At 65.3% G+C, this 19,033-nt stretch carries 16 protein-coding genes and 1 tRNA gene; 7 read left to right on the top strand and 10 right to left on the bottom strand.

Features of this window, described 5'->3' with window-relative positions; all coding sequences use genetic code 11:
• Positions 1–42 precede the first annotated feature (42 nt).
• Both argE and mfd read right to left on the bottom strand, forming a co-directional pair.
• Positions 43–1,278, bottom strand: coding sequence for an acetylornithine deacetylase (gene argE, locus LFL96_RS10380; protein ID WP_280995168.1), 1,236 nt, complete (start codon positions 1,276–1,278; stop codon positions 43–45).
• Between the two features lie 199 nt (positions 1,279–1,477).
• A complete protein-coding gene (gene mfd / locus LFL96_RS10375) occupies positions 1,478–4,969 on the bottom strand; it encodes a transcription-repair coupling factor (protein WP_280995167.1) in 3,492 nt (1,163 codons plus the stop codon).
• A 121-nt stretch (positions 4,970–5,090) separates the two neighbouring features.
• Here mfd and ispD point away from each other — a divergent pair, with 121 nt between their 5' ends.
• Both ispD and ispF read left to right on the top strand, forming a co-directional pair.
• Positions 5,091–5,804: a 2-C-methyl-D-erythritol 4-phosphate cytidylyltransferase gene (gene ispD, locus LFL96_RS10370; RefSeq protein WP_280995166.1), complete on the top strand. Its 714-nt coding sequence runs from the start codon at positions 5,091–5,093 to the stop codon at positions 5,802–5,804.
• A 101-nt stretch (positions 5,805–5,905) separates the two neighbouring features.
• Positions 5,906–6,385 (top strand): 2-C-methyl-D-erythritol 2,4-cyclodiphosphate synthase, encoded by a 480-nt coding sequence (gene ispF / locus LFL96_RS10365; protein WP_280995165.1) that lies wholly within the window; start codon positions 5,906–5,908, stop codon positions 6,383–6,385.
• A 130-nt stretch (positions 6,386–6,515) separates the two neighbouring features.
• Here the strand turns inward: ispF and LFL96_RS10360 are convergent, their stop codons facing one another.
• The 4 genes from LFL96_RS10360 to ompR form a co-directional block, all read right to left on the bottom strand.
• On the bottom strand, positions 6,516–7,040 hold the full coding sequence (locus tag LFL96_RS10360; protein WP_280995164.1) for a carboxymuconolactone decarboxylase family protein: 525 nt from the start codon (positions 7,038–7,040) through the stop codon (positions 6,516–6,518).
• Between the two features lie 73 nt (positions 7,041–7,113).
• On the bottom strand, positions 7,114–7,662 hold the full coding sequence (locus LFL96_RS10355) for a peroxiredoxin (protein WP_280995163.1): 549 nt from the start codon (positions 7,660–7,662) through the stop codon (positions 7,114–7,116).
• A 208-nt stretch (positions 7,663–7,870) separates the two neighbouring features.
• Positions 7,871–9,220 (bottom strand): ATP-binding protein, encoded by a 1,350-nt coding sequence (locus tag LFL96_RS10350; protein ID WP_280995162.1) that lies wholly within the window; start codon positions 9,218–9,220, stop codon positions 7,871–7,873.
• A 44-nt stretch (positions 9,221–9,264) separates the two neighbouring features.
• Positions 9,265–9,990 carry a two-component system response regulator OmpR gene (gene ompR / locus LFL96_RS10345; RefSeq protein ID WP_033379433.1) on the bottom strand — a complete coding sequence of 242 codons (726 nt, stop codon included), beginning with the start codon at positions 9,988–9,990 and terminating at the stop codon, positions 9,265–9,267.
• A 263-nt stretch (positions 9,991–10,253) separates the two neighbouring features.
• On the opposite strand from ompR, the gene LFL96_RS10340 reads away from it, so the two are divergent.
• The 3 genes from LFL96_RS10340 to LFL96_RS10330 all read left to right on the top strand — a co-directional run bounded on the left by LFL96_RS10340 (position 10,254) and on the right by LFL96_RS10330 (position 13,863).
• Positions 10,254–10,580 carry a hypothetical protein gene (locus LFL96_RS10340; RefSeq protein WP_281000682.1) on the top strand — a complete coding sequence of 109 codons (327 nt, stop codon included), beginning with the start codon at positions 10,254–10,256 and terminating at the stop codon, positions 10,578–10,580.
• 224 nt (positions 10,581–10,804) lie between these two features.
• Positions 10,805–12,544 carry a DUF1800 domain-containing protein gene (locus tag LFL96_RS10335; protein ID WP_280995161.1) on the top strand — a complete coding sequence of 580 codons (1,740 nt, stop codon included), beginning with the start codon at positions 10,805–10,807 and terminating at the stop codon, positions 12,542–12,544.
• Between the two features lie 74 nt (positions 12,545–12,618).
• Positions 12,619–13,863, top strand: coding sequence for a DUF1501 domain-containing protein (locus LFL96_RS10330; RefSeq protein ID WP_280995160.1), 1,245 nt, complete (start codon positions 12,619–12,621; stop codon positions 13,861–13,863).
• Positions 13,864–13,905: 42 nt separating this feature from the next.
• On the opposite strand, the gene LFL96_RS10325 is transcribed toward LFL96_RS10330, so the two are convergent.
• Complete coding sequence (locus LFL96_RS10325; protein WP_280995159.1) at positions 13,906–14,730, bottom strand: squalene/phytoene synthase family protein; 825 nt, start codon at positions 14,728–14,730, stop codon at positions 13,906–13,908.
• Between the two features lie 236 nt (positions 14,731–14,966).
• Between LFL96_RS10325 and LFL96_RS10320 the strand changes: the two genes are divergently transcribed.
• Positions 14,967–15,053: transfer RNA gene (locus LFL96_RS10320), tRNA-Leu, on the top strand.
• Positions 15,054–15,139: 86 nt separating this feature from the next.
• Here the strand turns inward: LFL96_RS10320 and LFL96_RS10315 are convergent.
• Positions 15,140–15,427 carry a hypothetical protein gene (locus tag LFL96_RS10315; protein ID WP_280995158.1) on the bottom strand — a complete coding sequence of 96 codons (288 nt, stop codon included), beginning with the start codon at positions 15,425–15,427 and terminating at the stop codon, positions 15,140–15,142.
• Positions 15,428–15,682: 255 nt separating this feature from the next.
• On the opposite strand from LFL96_RS10315, the gene LFL96_RS10310 reads away from it, so the two are divergent.
• Complete coding sequence (locus LFL96_RS10310; RefSeq protein ID WP_280995157.1) at positions 15,683–17,224, top strand: DUF3999 domain-containing protein; 1,542 nt, start codon at positions 15,683–15,685, stop codon at positions 17,222–17,224.
• Between the two features lie 32 nt (positions 17,225–17,256).
• Here the strand turns inward: LFL96_RS10310 and LFL96_RS10305 are convergent, their stop codons facing one another.
• Positions 17,257–17,709 carry a MarR family transcriptional regulator gene (locus LFL96_RS10305; protein WP_280995156.1) on the bottom strand — a complete coding sequence of 151 codons (453 nt, stop codon included), beginning with the start codon at positions 17,707–17,709 and terminating at the stop codon, positions 17,257–17,259.
• Positions 17,710–17,772: 63 nt separating this feature from the next.
• The gene (locus LFL96_RS10300; RefSeq protein ID WP_280995155.1) at positions 17,773–18,918 is read right to left on the bottom strand and encodes a glycerate kinase; all 1,146 of its coding nucleotides are present in this window, start codon (positions 18,916–18,918) and stop codon (positions 17,773–17,775) included.
• Between the last annotated feature and the right edge of the window lie 115 nt (positions 18,919–19,033).

The following is a 19,033-nucleotide window of genomic DNA, read 5'->3' as shown; positions in this document are numbered from 1 at the left end:
TTTTTCGTGCCGCTCAGTTTCGCTTGCGTGCGCCAGGATTCATCAGTGCGCGTGCGCGTCGACCGTCATGCTGTGAATGAATTTTTGCAGGAAGCGTTCGCACGCCACCAACTGCTCCAGCGCGACGAATTCATTGGCCTTGTGAGCCTGCTGGATATCGCCGGGCCCGCACACGATGCTCGGAATGCCGGCCAGCGAGAACAGCCCCGCTTCGGTGCCGTAGGCCACCTTGCGCTTGTCCTGATCGGCGGTCAGCGCGCGCACGAGTTGCGTGATGGCCGCTTGTTCAGACGAATCGAGCCCGGGCGCCGCGGCGATCTTCGTGATCTCGATCGCCGCCGATGGATGTTCGCGCAACATTTTCGGCAACAGCGTTTCACGCGCGTATTGATCGATGCGCGCGAAGATCGGCTCCGGGTCCAGGGTGGGCAGATTGCGGAATTCGAACTGGAATCTGCATTCGGCCGGCACGGTATTGATCGCGTTGCCGCCGGTGATCGTGCTGGTCTGCGCGGTGGTGAAGGGCACGTCGTACAGTTCGTCGAACGGGCCTTGCTCGCGGAACTGATCGGCCATGTCGCGGATATAGCAGATCAGACGCGCCGCGTATTCGATCGCGTTCAAGCCCTTCGGCGTGAGCGACGAATGCGCGGCCTGGCCGCGCACGCAGCACTGATACGCGTTGATGCCCTTGTGCGCGACGATCGGGCGCATGCTGGTCGGTTCGCCGACGATGCAGCCGTCCGGCTTCACGCCGCGCTTCATCAGGTCGGCGATCATCAGCGGCGCGCCGGCGCAGCCCACTTCTTCGTCGAACGAGAGCGCGAAGTGAATCGGCTTCGCGAGCTTCACGCGCTGCATGTCGGGCACGAGCGCGAGCGCCGCGCCGATGAACCCCTTCATGTCGCAGGTGCCGCGGCCGTACAGCTTGTCGTCGCGAATCTCGGGCTTGAACGGATCGCTGTCCCACTGCTGGCCGTCCACCGGCACCACGTCCGTATGACCGGACAGCACCACGCCGCCGTTGGTCTCGCCGTCGTGCGCGGGGATCGTCGCGAACAGGTTCGCCCATTTGCCGCTTGGGTCATGCGTGAGCGTGGCTTGCACGCCGGCCGCGCGCAGTTCGTCGCGCACGGTTTCGATCAGGCCGAGATTGGGATTGCGGCTGACCGTGTCCATCGACACGAGGCGGGTGACCCAGGGGAGCGAAACGGGAGAGGAAGCGGAAGAAGCGGAAGCGGGCGTTGACGACTGCGCTGTATCAGCGACGTGAGACATGACAGGACTCCGGCATTTGAGTCTTTCGATCATACCCAAAAAATAACCCCCCGTATGCCGCGCCGCGTGTTTGCGCAGCGCAGCATGAGCGGAAAAACGCTATACGTGCCGCGTTTTCCAGCGACGGCACGTATTCCATTCAAGCCGACCCACGCCGATCCATGCCGATCCATGCCGATCCATGCGATAGCGGACAAACCTATCGCGTAGCAGCGGCGCCCGCATTGCCTGGATTGCCACGGGCCGGCGCGCCAAGCGCACGCAAGGTTTCCTTGACCGTCGCCACCCGCACCGCGAGGTCGGGGCTGCGCGTTTCGATGCGCAGCTTGTCCTGGCCCGCGAGCTTGATGTGCTTGTGCTTCTGCACCATCTCGATGATCCGCATCGCGTCGATCGGCGGATTGGGGATGAACTGCAAACCGATCACCGCTTCGCCGGCATCGATCTTCGAAATGCCGAGCGGTTTCGCCGCGAGCCTCAGCCGATGCGTCTCCACCAGCGCATGCGCCTGCGGCGGCAACTTGCCGAAGCGGTCGATCAGTTCTTCCTGGATGCCGTCGATCGAATCGTTGTGCTCGCAATTGGCGAGGCGCTTGTACAGCGACAGACGCTCCTGCACGTCGCCGCAATAGTCGGCGGGCAGAATCGCCGGTGCGTGCAGGTTGATCTCGGTGGTCGCGGCGAGCGGCGCGGTGAGGTCGGGTTCCTTGCCTTCCTTGAGCGCCTTCACCGCGTCGTTGAGCATGTCCGTGTAGAGCTGGAAGCCGATCTCGTGAATCTCGCCCGACTGCTTGTCGCCGAGCACCTCGCCGGTACCGCGGATTTCCAGATCGTGCATGGCCAGATAGAAGCCCGAACCGAGTTCCTCCATCTGCTGGATCGCTTCGAGGCGACGCTGCGCCTGCTTGGTGAGGCCTTGCGGATCGTGCACCAGCAGATACGAATACGCCTGGTGATGCGAGCGGCCCACGCGGCCACGCAACTGATGCAATTGCGCGAGACCGAACTTGTCCGCGCGATGGATCAGGATCGTGTTGGCGCTCGGCACGTCGATACCGGTTTCGATAATCGTCGTGCACAACAGCACGTTGGCGCGCTGCGCGACGAAGTCCCGCATCACGCGTTCGAGTTCGCGCTCGTGCATCTGGCCGTGCGCGACCGCGATCCGCGCTTCGGGCACGAGGGCCTCGAGCATCTGCCGGCGGTTCTCGATGGTCTCGACTTCGTTGTGCAGGAAGTACACCTGGCCGCCGCGCTTCAGTTCGCGCAGCATCGCCTCGCGAATCACGCCGTCTTCCTCGCGGCGCACGAAGGTCTTGATCGCGAGACGTTTCTGCGGCGCGGTGGCGATCACCGAAAAATCGCGCAGACCTTCGAGCGCCATGCCGAGCGTCCGCGGGATCGGCGTGGCGGTCAGCGTAAGCACGTCGACCTCCGCGCGCAGCGCCTTGAGCGCTTCCTTCTGGCGCACGCCGAAGCGGTGTTCCTCGTCGATGATCACGAGCCCGAGGCGCTTGAACTGCACATCGGACGACAGCAGCTTGTGCGTGCCGATCACGATATCGACGCTGCCCTCGTTGATCTGCTGGATCGCCGCGTTGACTTCCTTCGTCGACTTGAAGCGCGACAGTTCCGCGATCCGCACCGGCCAGTCGGAAAAGCGGTCGCTGAAGGTCTGCGTGTGCTGTTCGGCGAGCAGCGTGGTGGGCGAGAGCAGCGCGACCTGCTTGCCGCCCATCACCGCGATGAAGGCCGCGCGCAAGGCGACCTCGGTCTTGCCGAAGCCGACGTCGCCGCATACCAGCCGGTCCATCGGCTTGCCGCTTGTCATGTCGCCGATCACGGCGGCGATCGCGGCGGCCTGGTCGGGCGTTTCCTCGAAGCCGAAGCTCTCGGCGAACTTCACGTAATCCTTCGGTTCGAGCGGGAACGCGTGGCCCTGGCGCGCGGCGCGGCGCGCGTACAGATTCAGCAGTTCGGCGGCGGTATCGCGAATCTGCTGGGCGGCCTTGCGCTTGGCTTTTTCCCACTGGCCGGAGCCGAGCGAATGCAGCGGCGCGCTTTCCGGGTCCGCGCCGCTATAGCGGGAAATTACGTGCAACAGCGCGACCGGCACGTAGAGCTTGCTGTCGCCCGCGTATTCGAGGTGCAGGAACTCGGTCTCGCCTTCGCCGAGATCCATCGTCACGAGTCCCATATAGCGGCCGATGCCGTGCTGCGAATGCACGACCGGATCGCCGACCTTCAACTCGGACAGATCGCGCACCATCGAATCGACGTTGCTCGCCTGTTCCTGGCGGCGGCGTCCCGCGCGGCGCGCGAGCGGTCCGTACAGCTCCGTTTCGGTGATGACCGCGATACCGTCGATCGGCACCGCGAAACCGTTGGCGAGCGGCGCGACGCCTAGCGAAAACCGCGCGTCGCCCTGCAGCCACGCCTGGAAACTGTCGCTCGACGCGGGGCGCAGCTGATTGTCGGCGAGCAGTTGCAGCAGCGTTTCGCGGCGGCCCGCCGATTCGGCGGCGAACAGCACGCGGTTCGGCGTGGTGGCAAGATACGCGCGCAGTGCGGCGACCGGGTCGTCCGCATGGCGGTCGATCGCCAGATTGGGCAACGGCGTGGACCAGCCGCCGCCCGCGTTGGCGGGCAGCGCGAGGCGCGCGAACGGCCTGGCGAACGCGTAGAAATCTTCGTCCGACAGGAACAGCCGCTGCGGTTCGAGGATCGGCCGGTCGCGGTCGTGCGACAGGAAGTTGTAGCGCTGCTTCGTGTCGTTGGTAAAGCGCCGGATCGCCGCATCCAGATCGCCGACGAACGCCAGTTGCGCGCCCTCGGGCAGATAGTGGAACAGCGTCGCGGTGTCGTCGAAGAACAGCGGCAGATAGTATTCGATGCCCGCCGACGGCACGCCGTTGCCGATGTCCTTATAAATCGACGCGCGGCTCGGATCGCCCTCGAAGGTCTCGCGCCAGCGGCTGCGAAACGCGGTGCGCGCGGCTTCGTCGAACGGGAATTCGCGGCCCGGCAGCAGGCGCACGTCCTTCACCGGGTACAGGCTGCGCTGCGTATCGGGATCGAACGCGCGGATCGAATCGACCTGATCGTCGAACAGGTCGATCCGGTATGGCAAGGGCGAGCCCATCGGAAACAGGTCGAGCAGCGAGCCGCGCACGCAGTATTCGCCGGGACGCACCACCTGGCTCACGTGCTCGTAGCCGGCCAGCGTCAGCTGCGCCTTGAGTTTCGCTTCGTCGAGACGCTCGCCCTGCGAGAACGAGAACGTATACGCGGCGAGAAACGAGGCCGGCGGCATGCGATACAGCGCGGTGGTGGCCGGCACCAGCAGGATGTCGCAGCGCGCCTCGCCGAGATCGTGCAAGGTGGCGAGCCGCTCCGAGACCAGATCCTGGTGCGGCGAAAAGGTGTCGTAAGGCAGCGTTTCCCAGTCGGGCAGCAGGCGTACCTTCGCTTCGGGCGCGAAGAAGCCGATTTCCTGCGACAGACGCTGCGCGTCGACCGCGCTTTCGCAGACGACCGCCAGCAGCGGCACCCGGTCGCGATACGCGAGATGGTAGCGGGCGATCAGCAGCGCATCGGCCGAGCCGTGCGTGCCGTCGAAGGCGAAACGCTGGCCGGCCTTGACGAGCGCGACGGGCGAAGTGGACTGCGATGATGCGGCGATGTCTGGCATAGAAGAGAAAAGGCGGCCTCGGGCTCACACGTGAGCGGCAAGTTTACGCGTGTCGGGGCGTGGATGCGAAGGACCTATTATAAAATCCGTCCTTTACTTTGACTTCGCGGCTGCCGCCCTCGTGACTTCCCGCCTTTTTGCCCTGATTCCCTCCGCCGGTACCGGCAGCCGTTCCGGCGCCGCGATGCCCAAGCAATACCGCACCGTCGCTGGCCGCGACATGCTGCATTACTCGCTCGCCGCGTTCGACGCCTGCAGCGAATTCGCGCAGACCCTGCTGGTGATCGCGCCTGACGACCAGCACTTCGACGGCCGCCGCTTCGGCGGCTTGCGCTTCGCGGTGCGCCGTTGCGGCGGGGCGTCGCGCCAGGCGTCGGTGCTCAATGGCCTGCATGCGCTCGCCGAATTCGGCGCGCACGACGACGACTGGGTGCTGGTGCACGACGCGGCCCGTCCCGGCATCACGCCCGCGCTGATCCGCGCGCTGGTCGCCGCGCTGAAGGACGATGCGGTCGGCGGCATCATGGCCTTGCCGGTGGCGGATACCTTGAAGCGGATCGACCCGGCCTCCACGGACAACCGCATCGCCCGCACCGAGGCGCGCGACGGTTTGTGGCAGGCGCAAACGCCGCAGATGTTCCGCATCGGCACGCTGCGCGACGCGATTCTGCGTGCCCAGGCCGACGGTCACGACCTGACCGACGAGGCGAGCGCGATCGAATGGCTCGGGCTGGCGCCGAAACTCGTGCAAGGCAGCCTGCGCAATTTCAAGGTCACTTATCCGGAAGATTTCGATCTGGCCGAGGCGATTCTGAGCCGGGCGTCAGCCGCTTGAGCGGCCTGATCGCGGCGATGCCATGGTGGCATCGCGGCCGGTTGCCGGACTCGGCGACATCATAGTTTCAATGAACCCGCGGACTTGAGGACTTGACGCACATGGATTTCAGAATTGGGCAAGGCTACGACGTGCACGCGCTGGTGCCGGGGCGTCCGTTGATCATCGGCGGCGTGACGATTCCGTACGAGCGCGGCTTGCTCGGGCATTCGGACGCTGACGTGCTGCTGCACGCGATCACCGACGCGCTGTTCGGCGCCGCCGCGCTGGGCGACATCGGCCGTCATTTCTCGGATACGGATGCGAAGTTCGCCGGCGCCGACAGCCGCGTGCTGCTGCGCGAATGTGTCGCGCGCGTGAAGGCGGCGGGCTTTTCGATCGGCAACGTGGATAGCAGCGTGATCGCGCAGGCGCCGAAGCTCGCGCCGCATATCGACGGGATGCGCGCGAATATCGCCGCCGATCTCGGTCTGCCGCTCGAACGGGTCAACGTGAAGGCGAAGACCAACGAGAAGCTCGGCTATCTCGGACGAGGCGAGGGGATCGAGGCGCAGGCGGCGGTGTTGCTGGTGAAGCACTGAGGAGAAGGGCGTGCGCGTCGTCGCGTGCGCGGTGGAAGCATCGTTTTAAAGCACCGCGCGACGCGATGATTCACGCTTCACATCGCGTCGCGCATCGAGCGCATCAAGCGCGCTCAACCGTGTTCAACCGCTATTTCCCCTCGGCGGCAATACACTGCGCGGTGGCATTGATCACCGCCGCGATGCGACCGACATCGCGCAATTGCGTCGAACTCATACCTTCCGCGACCAGCGTATCGAAGTGCGACTTCACGCAGAAGTGACACTTGCCGATGATCGACGCCGCCAGCGCATACATCTCGAAGCGCCGCTTATCCACGCCGCCGTGCGACGCATAAGCATTCATCCGCAACTGCGCGGGTTGCGACTTCAGATCCGCGCTGCCCGTCATCTCGACGTACGGATACCAGACGTTGTTCATGCCCATCAACGCGGCGGCGGTCAGCGCGCCGTTGGTTTCCTCCGCCGACAGCACGCCCGCTTCCCGAATCGCGGTGACGATCAGCGTGCTTTTCGCGGCGAAGGCCGCGGCCAGCGCGACGCCGACCGCATCGTTTCCCTCGAGCGACGAGCGCGCGATCGTGCCGTCCAGATTCAGACGGATGTCTTTCGCGTAGTCCGGCACGAGGGCCTTGATCGAAGCCAGGAATTCCATCGAGCTCTCCTATCGGTGGTCGATAAAAAAGCCCGCGGCTTTTTCAAGCGCAGCGGGCTTTCGGTGACACGGCTTAAAGCGTTGCGCCGCCGACCGCGCGGTTACACGGACACAGTTCGTCCGTCTGCAGGCCGTCGAGAATACGCAGCACTTCTTCCGGATTGCGGCCGACATTCAGATTGTTCACCGACACGTGCTGGATCGTATTGTCCGGATCGACGATGAAGGTGGCGCGCAGCGCGACGCCGGCTTCCTTGTCGCGCACGCCGAGTTGATCGATCAGTTCGCCCTTCACGTCGCCGAACGCATAGTGGTTCAGCTTGTCGAGATCCTTGTGCTCGCGGCGCCAGGCGAGCTTCACGAACTCGTTGTCGACGCTGCCGCCGAGCAGCACCGCGTCGCGTTCCTCGAAATCCTTGGCCAGCTTGCCGAACTCGACGATTTCGGTCGGGCACACGAAGGTGAAGTCCTTCGGATAGAAATAGATGATCTTCCACTTGCCCGGAAACGACTGCTCGGTGATCTCCTCGAACGCGGAGACACCGTTTTCCTCGTGATTGTTGAAGCCGGGCTTGGCGGCGGTGATGGTGAACGCTTCGACTTTATCGCCAACGGTTTTCATGCGAGTGCTCCTTCGTGAGTTGGAAAAACAGCATGTCTGAGGCTACTGGCTCGTCATAACGAGCGCGTTACACGTTGATCACTATAGTTCTATTGACCTATCCGTTCAATAGTTTTTGACTAACCACCCGGATAGTTATTATTCAACGCGGCCGATGGCCGCGGCGGCTATCTGGAAGCAGTGATTGCTTCCAGACGCGCATTGGAACTCAAGCGCCCTTGGCGAGCGGGAACTCGATCGTGACTTCGAGTCCCGGGCCTGGCGTGCGATTGCGCAGACGCAGCGCGCCGCGATAACGGCCGACGAGCCGCTGCACAATTGCCATGCCCAGGCCCGTGCCGTTCGCCTGGGTGCGCGCCGAATTCACACGATAGAACGGCCGCGTGACGAGCGCGAGTTGATCTTCCGGAATGCCGGGGCCTTCGTCGACCACCGAAAGCTCGACGCGCGAGTGCGACACGCGCGTCTCCAGAATCACGTGCGGGATGCCGTCGCCGTCGCTCAGGCCATACTTGCGCGCGTTCTCCAGCAGATTGCCGACCACGCGACGCATGTCGGTCTCGTCGGCCTCGATCACCGCCGACGGCGCCAGCCGCGTGATCAGCCGCATGCTGTCCTCGCTCTGCATGCGCGCGGCGAGTTCGCCGGCGATCACCGACAGGTCGACGGGTTCCGGCACGCGCTGCACCGGCCGCGCGTAATCGAGGAAGCGGCCGATGATCATGTCCATCTGCTCGATGTCGTCGACCATCGCGTCCTTCGTGCTCTGATCGGACGGGCTCATTTCGGTTTCGAGCCGCAGCCGCGCGAGTGGCGTGCGCAGATCGTGCGAGATGCCCGCGAGCATCAGCGCGCGATCGGCTTCGAGCTGTTCGAGATCCTGCACCATCTGGTTGAAACTGCGATTGGTTTCGGCGGCCACACCCATGCCGCGCTCGGGCAACGGTTCGGGCGACTGGCCCGAGCCGACCTTGCGCGCGGCCATCGCAAGACGTGCGAACGGCCGGTTCACCAGACTCGTGATGAAGGCCGCGCCGAACAGCGACAGCGCCAGCGCGAACACGCCCCAGCCAGCCCATTGCAGACCGGTCGCGTTATCGAGTTGATCGCGGTCGAGCGCGACCCAGTAGTCGTCGTCGTCGATCTTGAAGCTGATCCACACGCCGGGGATGTCGTTCACGCTCTGCGCGATCACGGTGTCGTCGCCGAGCCGGCCGCGAATGTCGTGTTCGATCAGCCGGTTCAGCGACTCGTCGGGCTGGAGCTTGTACTTGTCGGAGGTTTCGCGCGGATACACGCGCACGCCTTCATTGCTCTCCAGATCCTGCAGCAGGGCGCGCCGCAGGTCGGGATCGGAATAAAGGAGGGCGGTGCGCGTGAGCTTCACGATCGCGACCAGTTGCAGGGCCACGCGCTGCGCGCGCGGCTCGCGTTCGATCACCCGGAAGCTCTGGAACCACGCGGCGAGACTCACTGCGATCAACAGCGCGATCAACAGAAAGGTCCGCCAGAAAAGGCCGCCGAACGCGAGCGTCAGGAGGCGCCGGTCGATCCGCATGGGCCCTTCTTATCTGAGATCAAAAACAGGAGGCGAGAGCAAACTCAGGCTGCACCGTCGGGGATGAACACATAGCCGAGACCCCAGACGGTTTGAATGAAGCGCGGGCTGCCCGGGTCCGGCTCGATCAGCTTGCGCAGACGCGAGATCTGCACGTCGAGACTACGGTCGAACACTTCGTATTCGCGGCCGCGCGCGAGCTCCATCAGCTTTTCACGCGACAGCGGTTGACGCGGATGACGCGCGAACACCTTGAGCACCGAGAACTCGCCCGTGGTCAACGGGATTTCCTGGCCGGCCTTGGTGAGCGTGCGGGTGGCGAGGTTCAACGCGAACTCGCCGAACTCGAACACCTCGGTGGTTTCCGACGGCGCGCCCGGCAGTTCCGACGGCGACTGGCGACGCAGCACCGCGTGGATGCGCGCGACCAGTTCGCGCGGGTTGAACGGCTTGGGCAGATAGTCGTCGGCGCCCATTTCCAGGCCGACGATGCGGTCGACGTCTTCACCCTTGGCCGTCAGCATGATGATCGGCGTGCGGTCGTTGCTGCCGCGCAGACGGCGGCAGATGGACAGGCCGTCCTCGCCGGGCAGCATCAGATCAAGCACGAGCAGATCGAAACGCTCACGTACCCACAGCTTGTTCATGGACGGCGCGTTTTCGGCGACATAGACATTGAAGCCTTGTTCACCGAGGTAGCGGCGCAGCAGATCGCGCAGGCGTGGATCGTCGTCGACGACGAGGATTTTCGAAGGGTTTTTAGTTTCCATGGTCGGCATCTTAGCGCGATTAGAAAGTGGTGCGCGTTTGCTTCATTTAACGGGTTACAGTCAGTTACAAAATTTACCCGCACTGTGGCACGACGTAAAGGACGGGCAGGTAGACTGCTTTACTGAATGCGGCTGTTCGGTGGATACTTCACTCGACTAAACACTCTCGCACCCGGCTTATTCCCGGGCTTTGCACCCGGTTCGTTGCTGGGGTCTGTATACGCATTTGAGGTAGCCGTTTGCCGCGCCACGAAGGGAACAAGATGATGGGAGGGGTTTGGCCGAATGTGCGCTTGAGCGTTGTTGCACTGGCAGTTGCCGGAACGCTTGCAGGCTCACTGGGACCGACGCTCGCCCATGCCCAGCCTTCCGCCGACAGAGCCGCGAGCGAGCGCGCGCCCAGGCAAGGCAACGGTAGGTCGAATCGCCACAACCTGCCTGTCGAACGTCCCGCATCCGATGTGATGTTGCGCACCGCCGTCCCCCCCGATCTCGATCAACGCCGCCGTGATGGTCATATGACGCCCGACGAACGGCGTCTGTTACGTCAGCATATCGAAGACGCCGTCCGCGAACTCTATAAGCGGTAGCCATTTTCGTGCCCGGCCGTGGGCCGCTGTCTTGCTCATCCCTTGCCTGTCCGTTTTGTCCGCTGCGCGCCCTCCGCGCTGAAAAATTTCGTTGCACTTCCCCCGTCAACTTTCCCGTCCAGTCTGCCGTTGAGTCGTCAGAGCGGAGCGCTGGCTGTCGTTGGCCGATCTTTCGGCAGGATGCGCGAACGCCTTTCATAACGTAGGGCCGACCCGGATGACCCATGATGAAATTGCCAGCACGTGGTAATCGCGGCTATCGCGTTTGTGCGCTAGCCGCATCGGCCACCCTGCTTGCCGCGGCGTACGCCTGGCCGGCCTGGGCCGATCAGCCGGGTGTTCCTCACGGTCCGCACGTCAAGCATCGCGCGGCCGCCGCGGCCACCGCGGCATCCGACGTGACCGCTAGCCCGGAGAGCGGGCAGGCCGCGTTGCTGGATGCCGACGACGCGCGCTTCTTCCTCACCCGCGTCGGCTTCGCGCCGGACAGCGCCGAGCTTGCGCAATACGTCGGACTCACGCGCGAGCAGGCCGTCGATAAAGTGCTGGCGGGCACCCGCACCGAAGCGTCGACGCCGCTGCCCGACTGGGTGCTCGAACCGGTTCCGACGCGCGACGAACGCAAAGCCTGGACCGACGACCAGCGCCGCGACGAACAGCGTCTGCGCGGCCAGCGTTACGAAGCGCTACGCGCATGGTGGGTGCGCGAAATGCTCGCGACGCCATCGCCGCTGACCGAACGCATGACCTTGTTCTGGTCGAACCACTTCACGTCGGGACAGGACAAGGTCGGCTATCCGCAGCAGATGGCGCAGCAGAACATGCTGCTGCGACGCGACGCGCTCGGCAACTTCGGCGAAATGCTGCACGACGTCGCGAAAGATCCCGCGATGCTGCAGTACCTGGACGGCGCAAGCAATCGCAAGGGCAAGCCCAACGAAAACTTCGCGCGCGAAGTGATGGAGCTGTTCACCCTCGGCGAAGGCCATTACACGCAGCGCGACGTGTCGGAAGCAGCGCGCGCGTACACCGGCTGGAGTCTCGATCCCGACACGCAGGCGTACGTATGGCGCGCAAACCAGCACGACGACGGCGAGAAGACGGTGCTCGGCGAAGCCGGTCCGTTCGACGGCGATCAGGTGCTCGACATCCTGCTCGCGCGGCCGGAGACGGCCACCTTCGTCACGGACAAGCTGTGGCGCGAGTTCGTCTCCGATACGCCGGACCCGGCGCGTATCGCGCCGATCGCCGCGCGCTTTCGCGCGAGCCATTACGACATCAAGGTCGCGCTGCGAGGTCTCTTCATGAGCGACGCGTTCTGGGCCGACGACGATCGCGGCGTGCTGGTGAAATCGCCGGCGGAATTCGTGGTCGGCACGCTGCGGGCGTTCGACATCGGTTACGACAACACCACGCCATTTGCCGCGCAGATCCGCACGCTTGGCGAGAACCTGTTCTATCCGCCGAACGTGAAGGGCTGGCCGGGCGGCACGACGTGGATCAATAGTTCGACACTGCTGGCCCGCAAGCAATTCGTCGAGCAGTTGTTTCGCGCGACCGAGGCGGGCAGGCCGCGTGCGATGAGCAAGCCGGTGAACGGGAAGGGCGCAGCGGCCGGTCCGGCGAGCGGCGATCTCGCGGCGCGAGGCTCGACGGCTCCGGGTGGTCAGACGATCAACGCGTCGGCGGCTGTCGCCACGCGCGGTAATCCGCCGTTACAACCGCAGTTGCAACATGTGATGGCGCGAACGGGCCAGGGCGGGCAAGGAGGCGTACGCTTCGATATCGACACGTGGCTCGCCCGCTATAACACCGCGCCGACCGCGAAGCCGGGCCTGTCGGCGGAACTGCAGCTGCAGCACGCGGTCCTGCCGCTGACGCCGGTCGATGCGATCGAAACCGATTCGACCGCGAGCGCCTATCTGGAAGCGCTGCTGATGGACCCGGCTTATCAATTGAAGTGAGCGCCCGGCGCGCATCACGACGGGTCGCGCGAAGCAACGGTCTGAACAACGCAAACAATCGATCGAGGTGCAGGATGAAACGACGCAGCTTTCTCTCGATGGGCGCCGCCGCGAGCGCCGCGCTCTGGCTGCCGCGCGCGTTCGGCGCGCAGCAGGAAGGGTTGGGCGGCACGTCGGCTCGCGGCTACGACAACCTGCTGATCCTCGTCGAACTCAAGGGTGGCAACGACGGGTTGAACACCGTGATCCCGTTCGCCGATCCTGTTTACTATCAGCTGCGCAAGAACATCGGTATCAAGCGCGAGCAGGCTATCCAGCTCGATGAGCGCACCGCGCTGCATCCCTCGTTGCAGGCGTTGATGCCGCTGTGGCAGAGCCAGCAACTGGCGATCGTGCAAGGCGTGAGCTATGCGCAGCCGAACCTGTCGCATTTCCGTTCGATCGAGATCTGGGATACCGCGTCGCGCTCCGATCAGTATCTGCGCGAAGGCTGGCTCACGCGTGCCTTCGCGCAGTCGCCGGTGCCGTCCGGTTTCGCCGCCGACGGCGTGGTGATCGGCAGCGCCGAGATGGGGCCGCTCGCGAACGGCGCACGCGCCATCGCGCTCGTGAATCCGGCGCAGTTCGTCAAGGCATCGCGTCTCGTGACGCCGGTCTCGCTGCATGAGCGCAACCCCGAACTCGCGCACATTCTCGACGTCGAGAACGACATCGTGAAAGCGGCCGACCGGCTGCGTCCCACGCAAGGTCAGGCGCAGTTGAAGACCGTGTTTCCGGGCGGCGCGTTCGGCGGCTCGATCAAGACCGCGATGCAGGTGCTGGCCGCCGGCGACACGTTGCAGCCTTCGCCCGCGGGCGGTCCGCCGCGGGAAAAACCGAAGCGCGGGCAGGGCGTCGCGGTGATCCGTCTGACGCTGAACGGTTTCGATACGCACCAGAACCAGCCGGGGCAGCAGGCGTCGCTGCTCAAACAATTGGCGGAAGGGTTCGCGTCGCTGAAGTCGGCGCTCGTCGAGCTCGGCCGTTGGGACGACACGCTGGTGATGACATACGCGGAGTTCGGGCGGCGTCCGCGCGAGAACCAGAGCAACGGTACCGATCACGGCACGGTGGCGCCGCATTTCGTGATGGGCGGACGCGTGCGCGGCGGCCTGTACGGCGTGCCGCCGGTGCTCGCGCGACTCGACGGCAACGGCAATCTGCCGGTCGGTGTGGATTTCCGGCAGATCTATGCGACGGTGCTGGGACCGTGGTGGGGACTTGATTCGTCCGCGATTCTGCAGCAGCGCTTCGAGCCGCTGCCGCTGTTGCGGGCGTGACGGCGGCCGCGATCCGCGTTGCTTCGCTTCAATCCGGCCGGTTTATTTCGCGCGCCACGCGATCCAGAGCTTGCGCACCGGCGTCAGCGCGATGCGTTGATGCAGCACGTGATAACCGTCGCGTTCGATTTCCTCCAGCAGCGCCAGTGCGAGCGCCGTCAGCGCGAGCAGCGTGCGCTGCGCGCGACGCTCGGCCGCCGGGATCGCCGTGCGCGCGGCAATCAACGCATCGCGCGCGCGCGAGGTTTCGAAGCGCATCAGCTCGGTGAACGCGTCGGAGTATTTCCGGTTGATCAGATCCGCGGCCGTCACGTTGTAGCGTTGCATCTCGTCGATCGGAATATAGATGCGGCCGTGGCGCGCATCGTTGCCCGTTTCGACGACGAGTTGCGCGAGCAGCAGCGCGTCGCCCAGCGGCGCGGACCACTCGGGCGAGTGGGCGGTATCGCGCGCCGATGCACGCGCGACCAGCGACGCGAACGTGCCGCCGACGCTCTGCACATAGCGCCGTAGATTCGGGAAGTCGAGATAACGCGCCTGGTCGAGATCCATCTCGAAGCCGGCGAGCAGCGCCTGCAAGGCCGGGTACCCAGCCTGCACATCGGGCAGATACGCGGCCAGCGCCTGACTCACCGGATGCGAAGGCGAGCCCGACGCCAGCGCGGCCAGTTCCTTTTGCCACCACGCGAGCTTGGTGCGGCCGATGGCCGGATCGCTCAGTTCCTTGACCGTTTCCTCGAACTCGCGGCGCAGCGCGAACAACGCGGTCAATAGCGGCTGGCTTTTCGCGGGCGCCTGCCGTAGCGCGTAGTAGCTGCTCGATCCGGGCGGCGCCGCTTTCTGCTGGCAATAGTCGTCGAAATTCACTGGTCGTCGAAATTCACTGGAATGGGCGTGTGGGGAACGGGCGGCGAGGCATGGGCACGATGGTCGTGCATCGAACCAAAAATTGTAGCATCGGCGTCGTCCAGACAGATGCCAGGCAGATGCAGACAAGCGCGAATCTATCGGTTAGAATCTCGCGCTTACGCTTTCGGGCGCGTGTTTTGAGCGCGGCCGCGAGTGTACAGGACATCGGCACGGCGCCTTGCGCTGAGCCGGCTGCGAGGGTGGCGAAATTGGTAGACGCACCAGGTTTAGGTCCTGACGCCCGCAAGGGTGTAGGGGTTCGAGTCCCCTCCCTCGCACCATGTATTCGTCGCGAAGAACCCCGTCAAGTCTCTGGACTGGCGGGGTTTTTTGTTGGGTTTTCGTTGCGCGCGCGCGTTGCTCCCGCTCAGGCGTCCGGGGCGTCGGGTTGCGCCGGCGTGCCCGGCAGTTCGGCCTGTGCCGCGCCTTCGAGGAAACGGCGGGTCGATTCGAACGCCTGCAGCATCTGATCGGGCCACGGCGTTTGCAGCATGACCGCCTGATGATTTTCAAAGGCCGACGACAGCAGCTTCACCAGTTCGGGCGAGCGCAGATGACGCAGCAGCACGCTGACGGCAATCGCCGTCGCCTGGCTTGCGCCGGCCGTCTGGAGTTCCGAAGCGGTGAGAGCCGCGAGCTGTTTGTTGATGTCCACTGAAACTTCCTTGGATGAAAATGGGAGATGAAGAGGGAGGGTGGGCCCGGTGGCCGGTGGCGAATTTTGACATGGTTGGACCGAACCCCAAACCGTAAAATCGCCGCGCGTCGCGGATGAGCGCTGCCGTACCAACGCCGCGAAATTTCGGAGTCGAGGTCGGTACGGGCCGAAGTATCGTTATCGTGGAGGCGGTGTGTTCGCCGCGTCGGGACATCACCTTCCTGGATGGATCGCAGTCGTGGAAACCGAGCAATGAAGCGTGTCCTGAAACTGACCGGTTGGCGTGGTGCATGGGTGTCCGTCTGGGCATGGGCGCTGACGTCCGCTCCCGCATGGGCGACCGACGACTTCGCCCGGCACTTTGCGCTGCAGATGGAAGAAGGCGCCGCGTACTACAGCATGCCGTTGCTGGCGCCGGTCTACGCCGCGAGCCGGCGCGGCGATCTCGGCGACCTGCGGGTTCTGAACGGCGCGGGCGACGCCGTGCCTTACTCGCTCGACGTCCCGCCCGAAGCCGCGCGCGGCACACGGACATTGCGCGCGGTGAACTGGTTTCCGTTGCCGCTGACCACGACGGGATTGGCGAGCGCGTCGAGCGCGCCTTCCGCGCCCATCGGTCTGGCGATTTCCGCCGACGGCTCGCTGCGCGCGACCGCCGCGCCGCCGTCTCGCGATCAGCACGACACCGATCTCGTCGACGTCGGGCGCGCATCGCGCACGAGCCACCTGAGCGCGCTGCTCGTGCACCTGCGCGACGACAATTACCAGGGCCGCGTATCGGTCGATGCCAGCGACGATCTGCGTCACTGGCAGCCCGTCGGCGACGCGCAACTGCTCAAGGTCAACGACAACGGCAGCACGCTCAGCCAGGACCGGATCGAACTCGACGGCACGCGTGCGCGCTATCTGCGCCTGCACTGGCTGGATGGTTCGCCCTATGTCGAATCGATCGACATGGAGGCGCGCGCCGGCGCCGCGCCCGCGCAACGCGAAGCCGTCCAGCGGATGTGGCGGGAGGGGATCGTCGCGCATCTCGGGCCGAGGGCCGGCGAGTATTTCTTTTCGACGGGCGGTCCTTATCCAGTCGACCGGTTGCGTCTGAATCTGCCGCAGCCGGATACGGTTGCGCCGGCGCGCGTCTATTCGCGCGCGACGCTGGAGATGCCGTGGCGGGAAGTGTCGAACGCGACGCTGTTCCGCTTGCGCAATGGCGGCGTCGAGCAGAACAGTCCGCCGCTCGAATTCGCGCCGGATACCGACCGGCAGTGGCGTGTGGTGGTCGACACGCGCAACGGTGAATTGGGCAGCGGCGCGTTGACGGTGACCGCCGGCTGGCGTCCCGCGACGCTGGTCTTCGCCGCGCGTGGGGCTGCGCCGTTCACGCTGGCGGTGGGCAATGCCGCGGTGGAATCGGCGGCGGTGAGCCGGGAGAAGCTTTTGATGGATGCCGCGTCGTCGGTACCGGCGGTGGCGCGACTGGGCGATGTGGTGCCGATTGGACGTGATGCGGATGCATCGACGGTTAGCGCGGGTTCTGGTGCGCCGCGCCGCTATCTGTTGGGCGCCGCGCTGGTGTTGGCGCTCGGTTCGCTGGCCATGCTCGCGTGGCGGTTAATGCGCAAGCTGCGCGCTCGTGTCGAAGCAGTGGGGACGAGTAGCGCGGCGATCAATTCAGCGTCGGGTAGCGCGATCCCGGCCGCTGCGTCAGGTGCCGGGGTGGACGGCGCGAGCGTTTCCGGCGCATCGGCCGCCATGACCACCCGCCTCGACACGGAAAGCGACGGCGACGCGTGACGCGAGCCGGCGCATGACAACGCGTCGACGCGTCAGACTTCGCGTGCCGTCATCGTCTCGATGATCCTGTCGAGCGCGTGGCCGAATGCCAGCTTTTCCTGCTCGTCGAGACAGGCGAACAGATCGCTGTTCCACTTGCGCGCGATCGGCATGACCTTGCGATACAGCGCGCGTCCCTCAGGCGTCAGCGACACCAGTACCACGCGGCCGTCCTCGGCGCTCGGCTCGCGCTGCACGAGCCCCTGACGGATCAACGCTTCGGCCGCGCGGCTCGCCTGGCTCTTGTCGAGATTCGCGTGCCGCGCCAGTTCCATGATCGAAAACGGACCGAACGAACCCACCGACGCAATCACGCGCGCCTCGGGCAGGCTCACGCCGAGCTTGTCCTGATAGCGTTCGCCGATGCCGCGCTCGGCAAGCTTGTTCAACACATGCAGGCGATACGTGAGGAACTGTTCGAGCCCGGTCTTGGCGGAGTCCTTCATGGTCTTCCCGTGGTGAGTGAGGCGGTTGCGGCGCAGTGATTGTTGCCGCAACCGTCCCGCGGGTCAACGCGCGCCGTATTTCAGGCGCGTCAATTGTTCGGCTTCGTCGGCCAGCAGACGCGCGGCGTCGCGAATCGCCACTTCCAGCGTGATCGGGCCGGGCGCCGGCGAGAAGCAGCCGCTGAAGTGCTCGGCCAGACGCGGCAGCGCGGCGGAGTCGACCGCGCCGGACAGCAGCGTGGCCGGCACGCCCGCAGCCTGGGCATGGCGGCAGGCGATGAAGGGCGCCTTGCCGTGCAGTGTCTGCACATCCGAGCGGCCTTCGCCGGTGATCAGCCAGTTCGCGCCTTCGAGCGCGGCGTCGAGGCCGATCAGGCGCGAAACGGTTTCCGCGCCCGGTTCGAATTGCGCGCCGAGCATGTGCAGCGCGAAGCCGAGACCGCCGGCCGCGCCCGCGCCGGGCAAGTCGCGCGCGCGACGGCCGAGCGCCGCTTCGAGCAGATCGGCGAAATGCGCGAGGGCCGCGTCGACCGGTGCGACCTGATCCGGTTTCACGCCCTTTTGCGGACCGAACACGGCAGTCGCGCCATGCTCGCCGGTCAACGGGTTATCCACGTCCGACATGCCGACGAACTGCGTGTCGGCAAGACGCGCGTCGAGTTGCGATACGTCGACCCGCGCGACCCGCGCGAGTTGTTCGGGCGTGGCGTCGAGTTCCTGATTCTGCGCGTCGAACAGTTTTAGGCCGAGGCCGACCAGCAGACCGGCGCCGCCGTCGTTCGTGCTGCTGCCGCCGAGCGCGACGTAAAAGCGCCGCACGCCTTCGTCCAGCAGCGCGCGGATCGCTTCGCCCATGCCGCGCGTGCTGCGCGCCTCGACCGGCACGCCCATGCCCACCGGATCCGTGATACCGACGACTTCCGCCGTTTCGACGATCGCGCTACCGTCGGCGAGCAGGCCGGTGAGCGCCGCGCGCACCGGACCGGCCGCGCCGCGCACGTTCAGCGTGCGGCGCTCGCCGCCGCGCGTGAGCATGGCGTCGAGCGTGCCTTCGCCGCCATCGGCCATCGGACAGATGCGCACGTCGGCGTCGGGGCGGGCGCGGCGGATGCCGGTCGCGATCGACTGCGCGACCTGTTCCGCGCTAAGCGAGCCTTTAAAAGAATCGGGAGCAATGACGACGACGGGCGAGGACGGCGAATTCGGCATGGTGTCTCTTAAAGTTTGAAGTCTTGGCGAGGGCGGTGAAACGGACTGTCGTGGCTCTTGTGTCAATCAGCGTTAGCGTGGCGCGGCCCCGAGCGAGTGCGTAACTTTAGCAGCA

Origin of the sequence: Paraburkholderia sp. D15, from assembly GCF_029910215.1 — a bacterium.
GTDB lineage: Bacteria > Pseudomonadota > Gammaproteobacteria > Burkholderiales > Burkholderiaceae > Paraburkholderia.
This window is presented reverse-complemented; position numbering and strand designations above follow the sequence as displayed.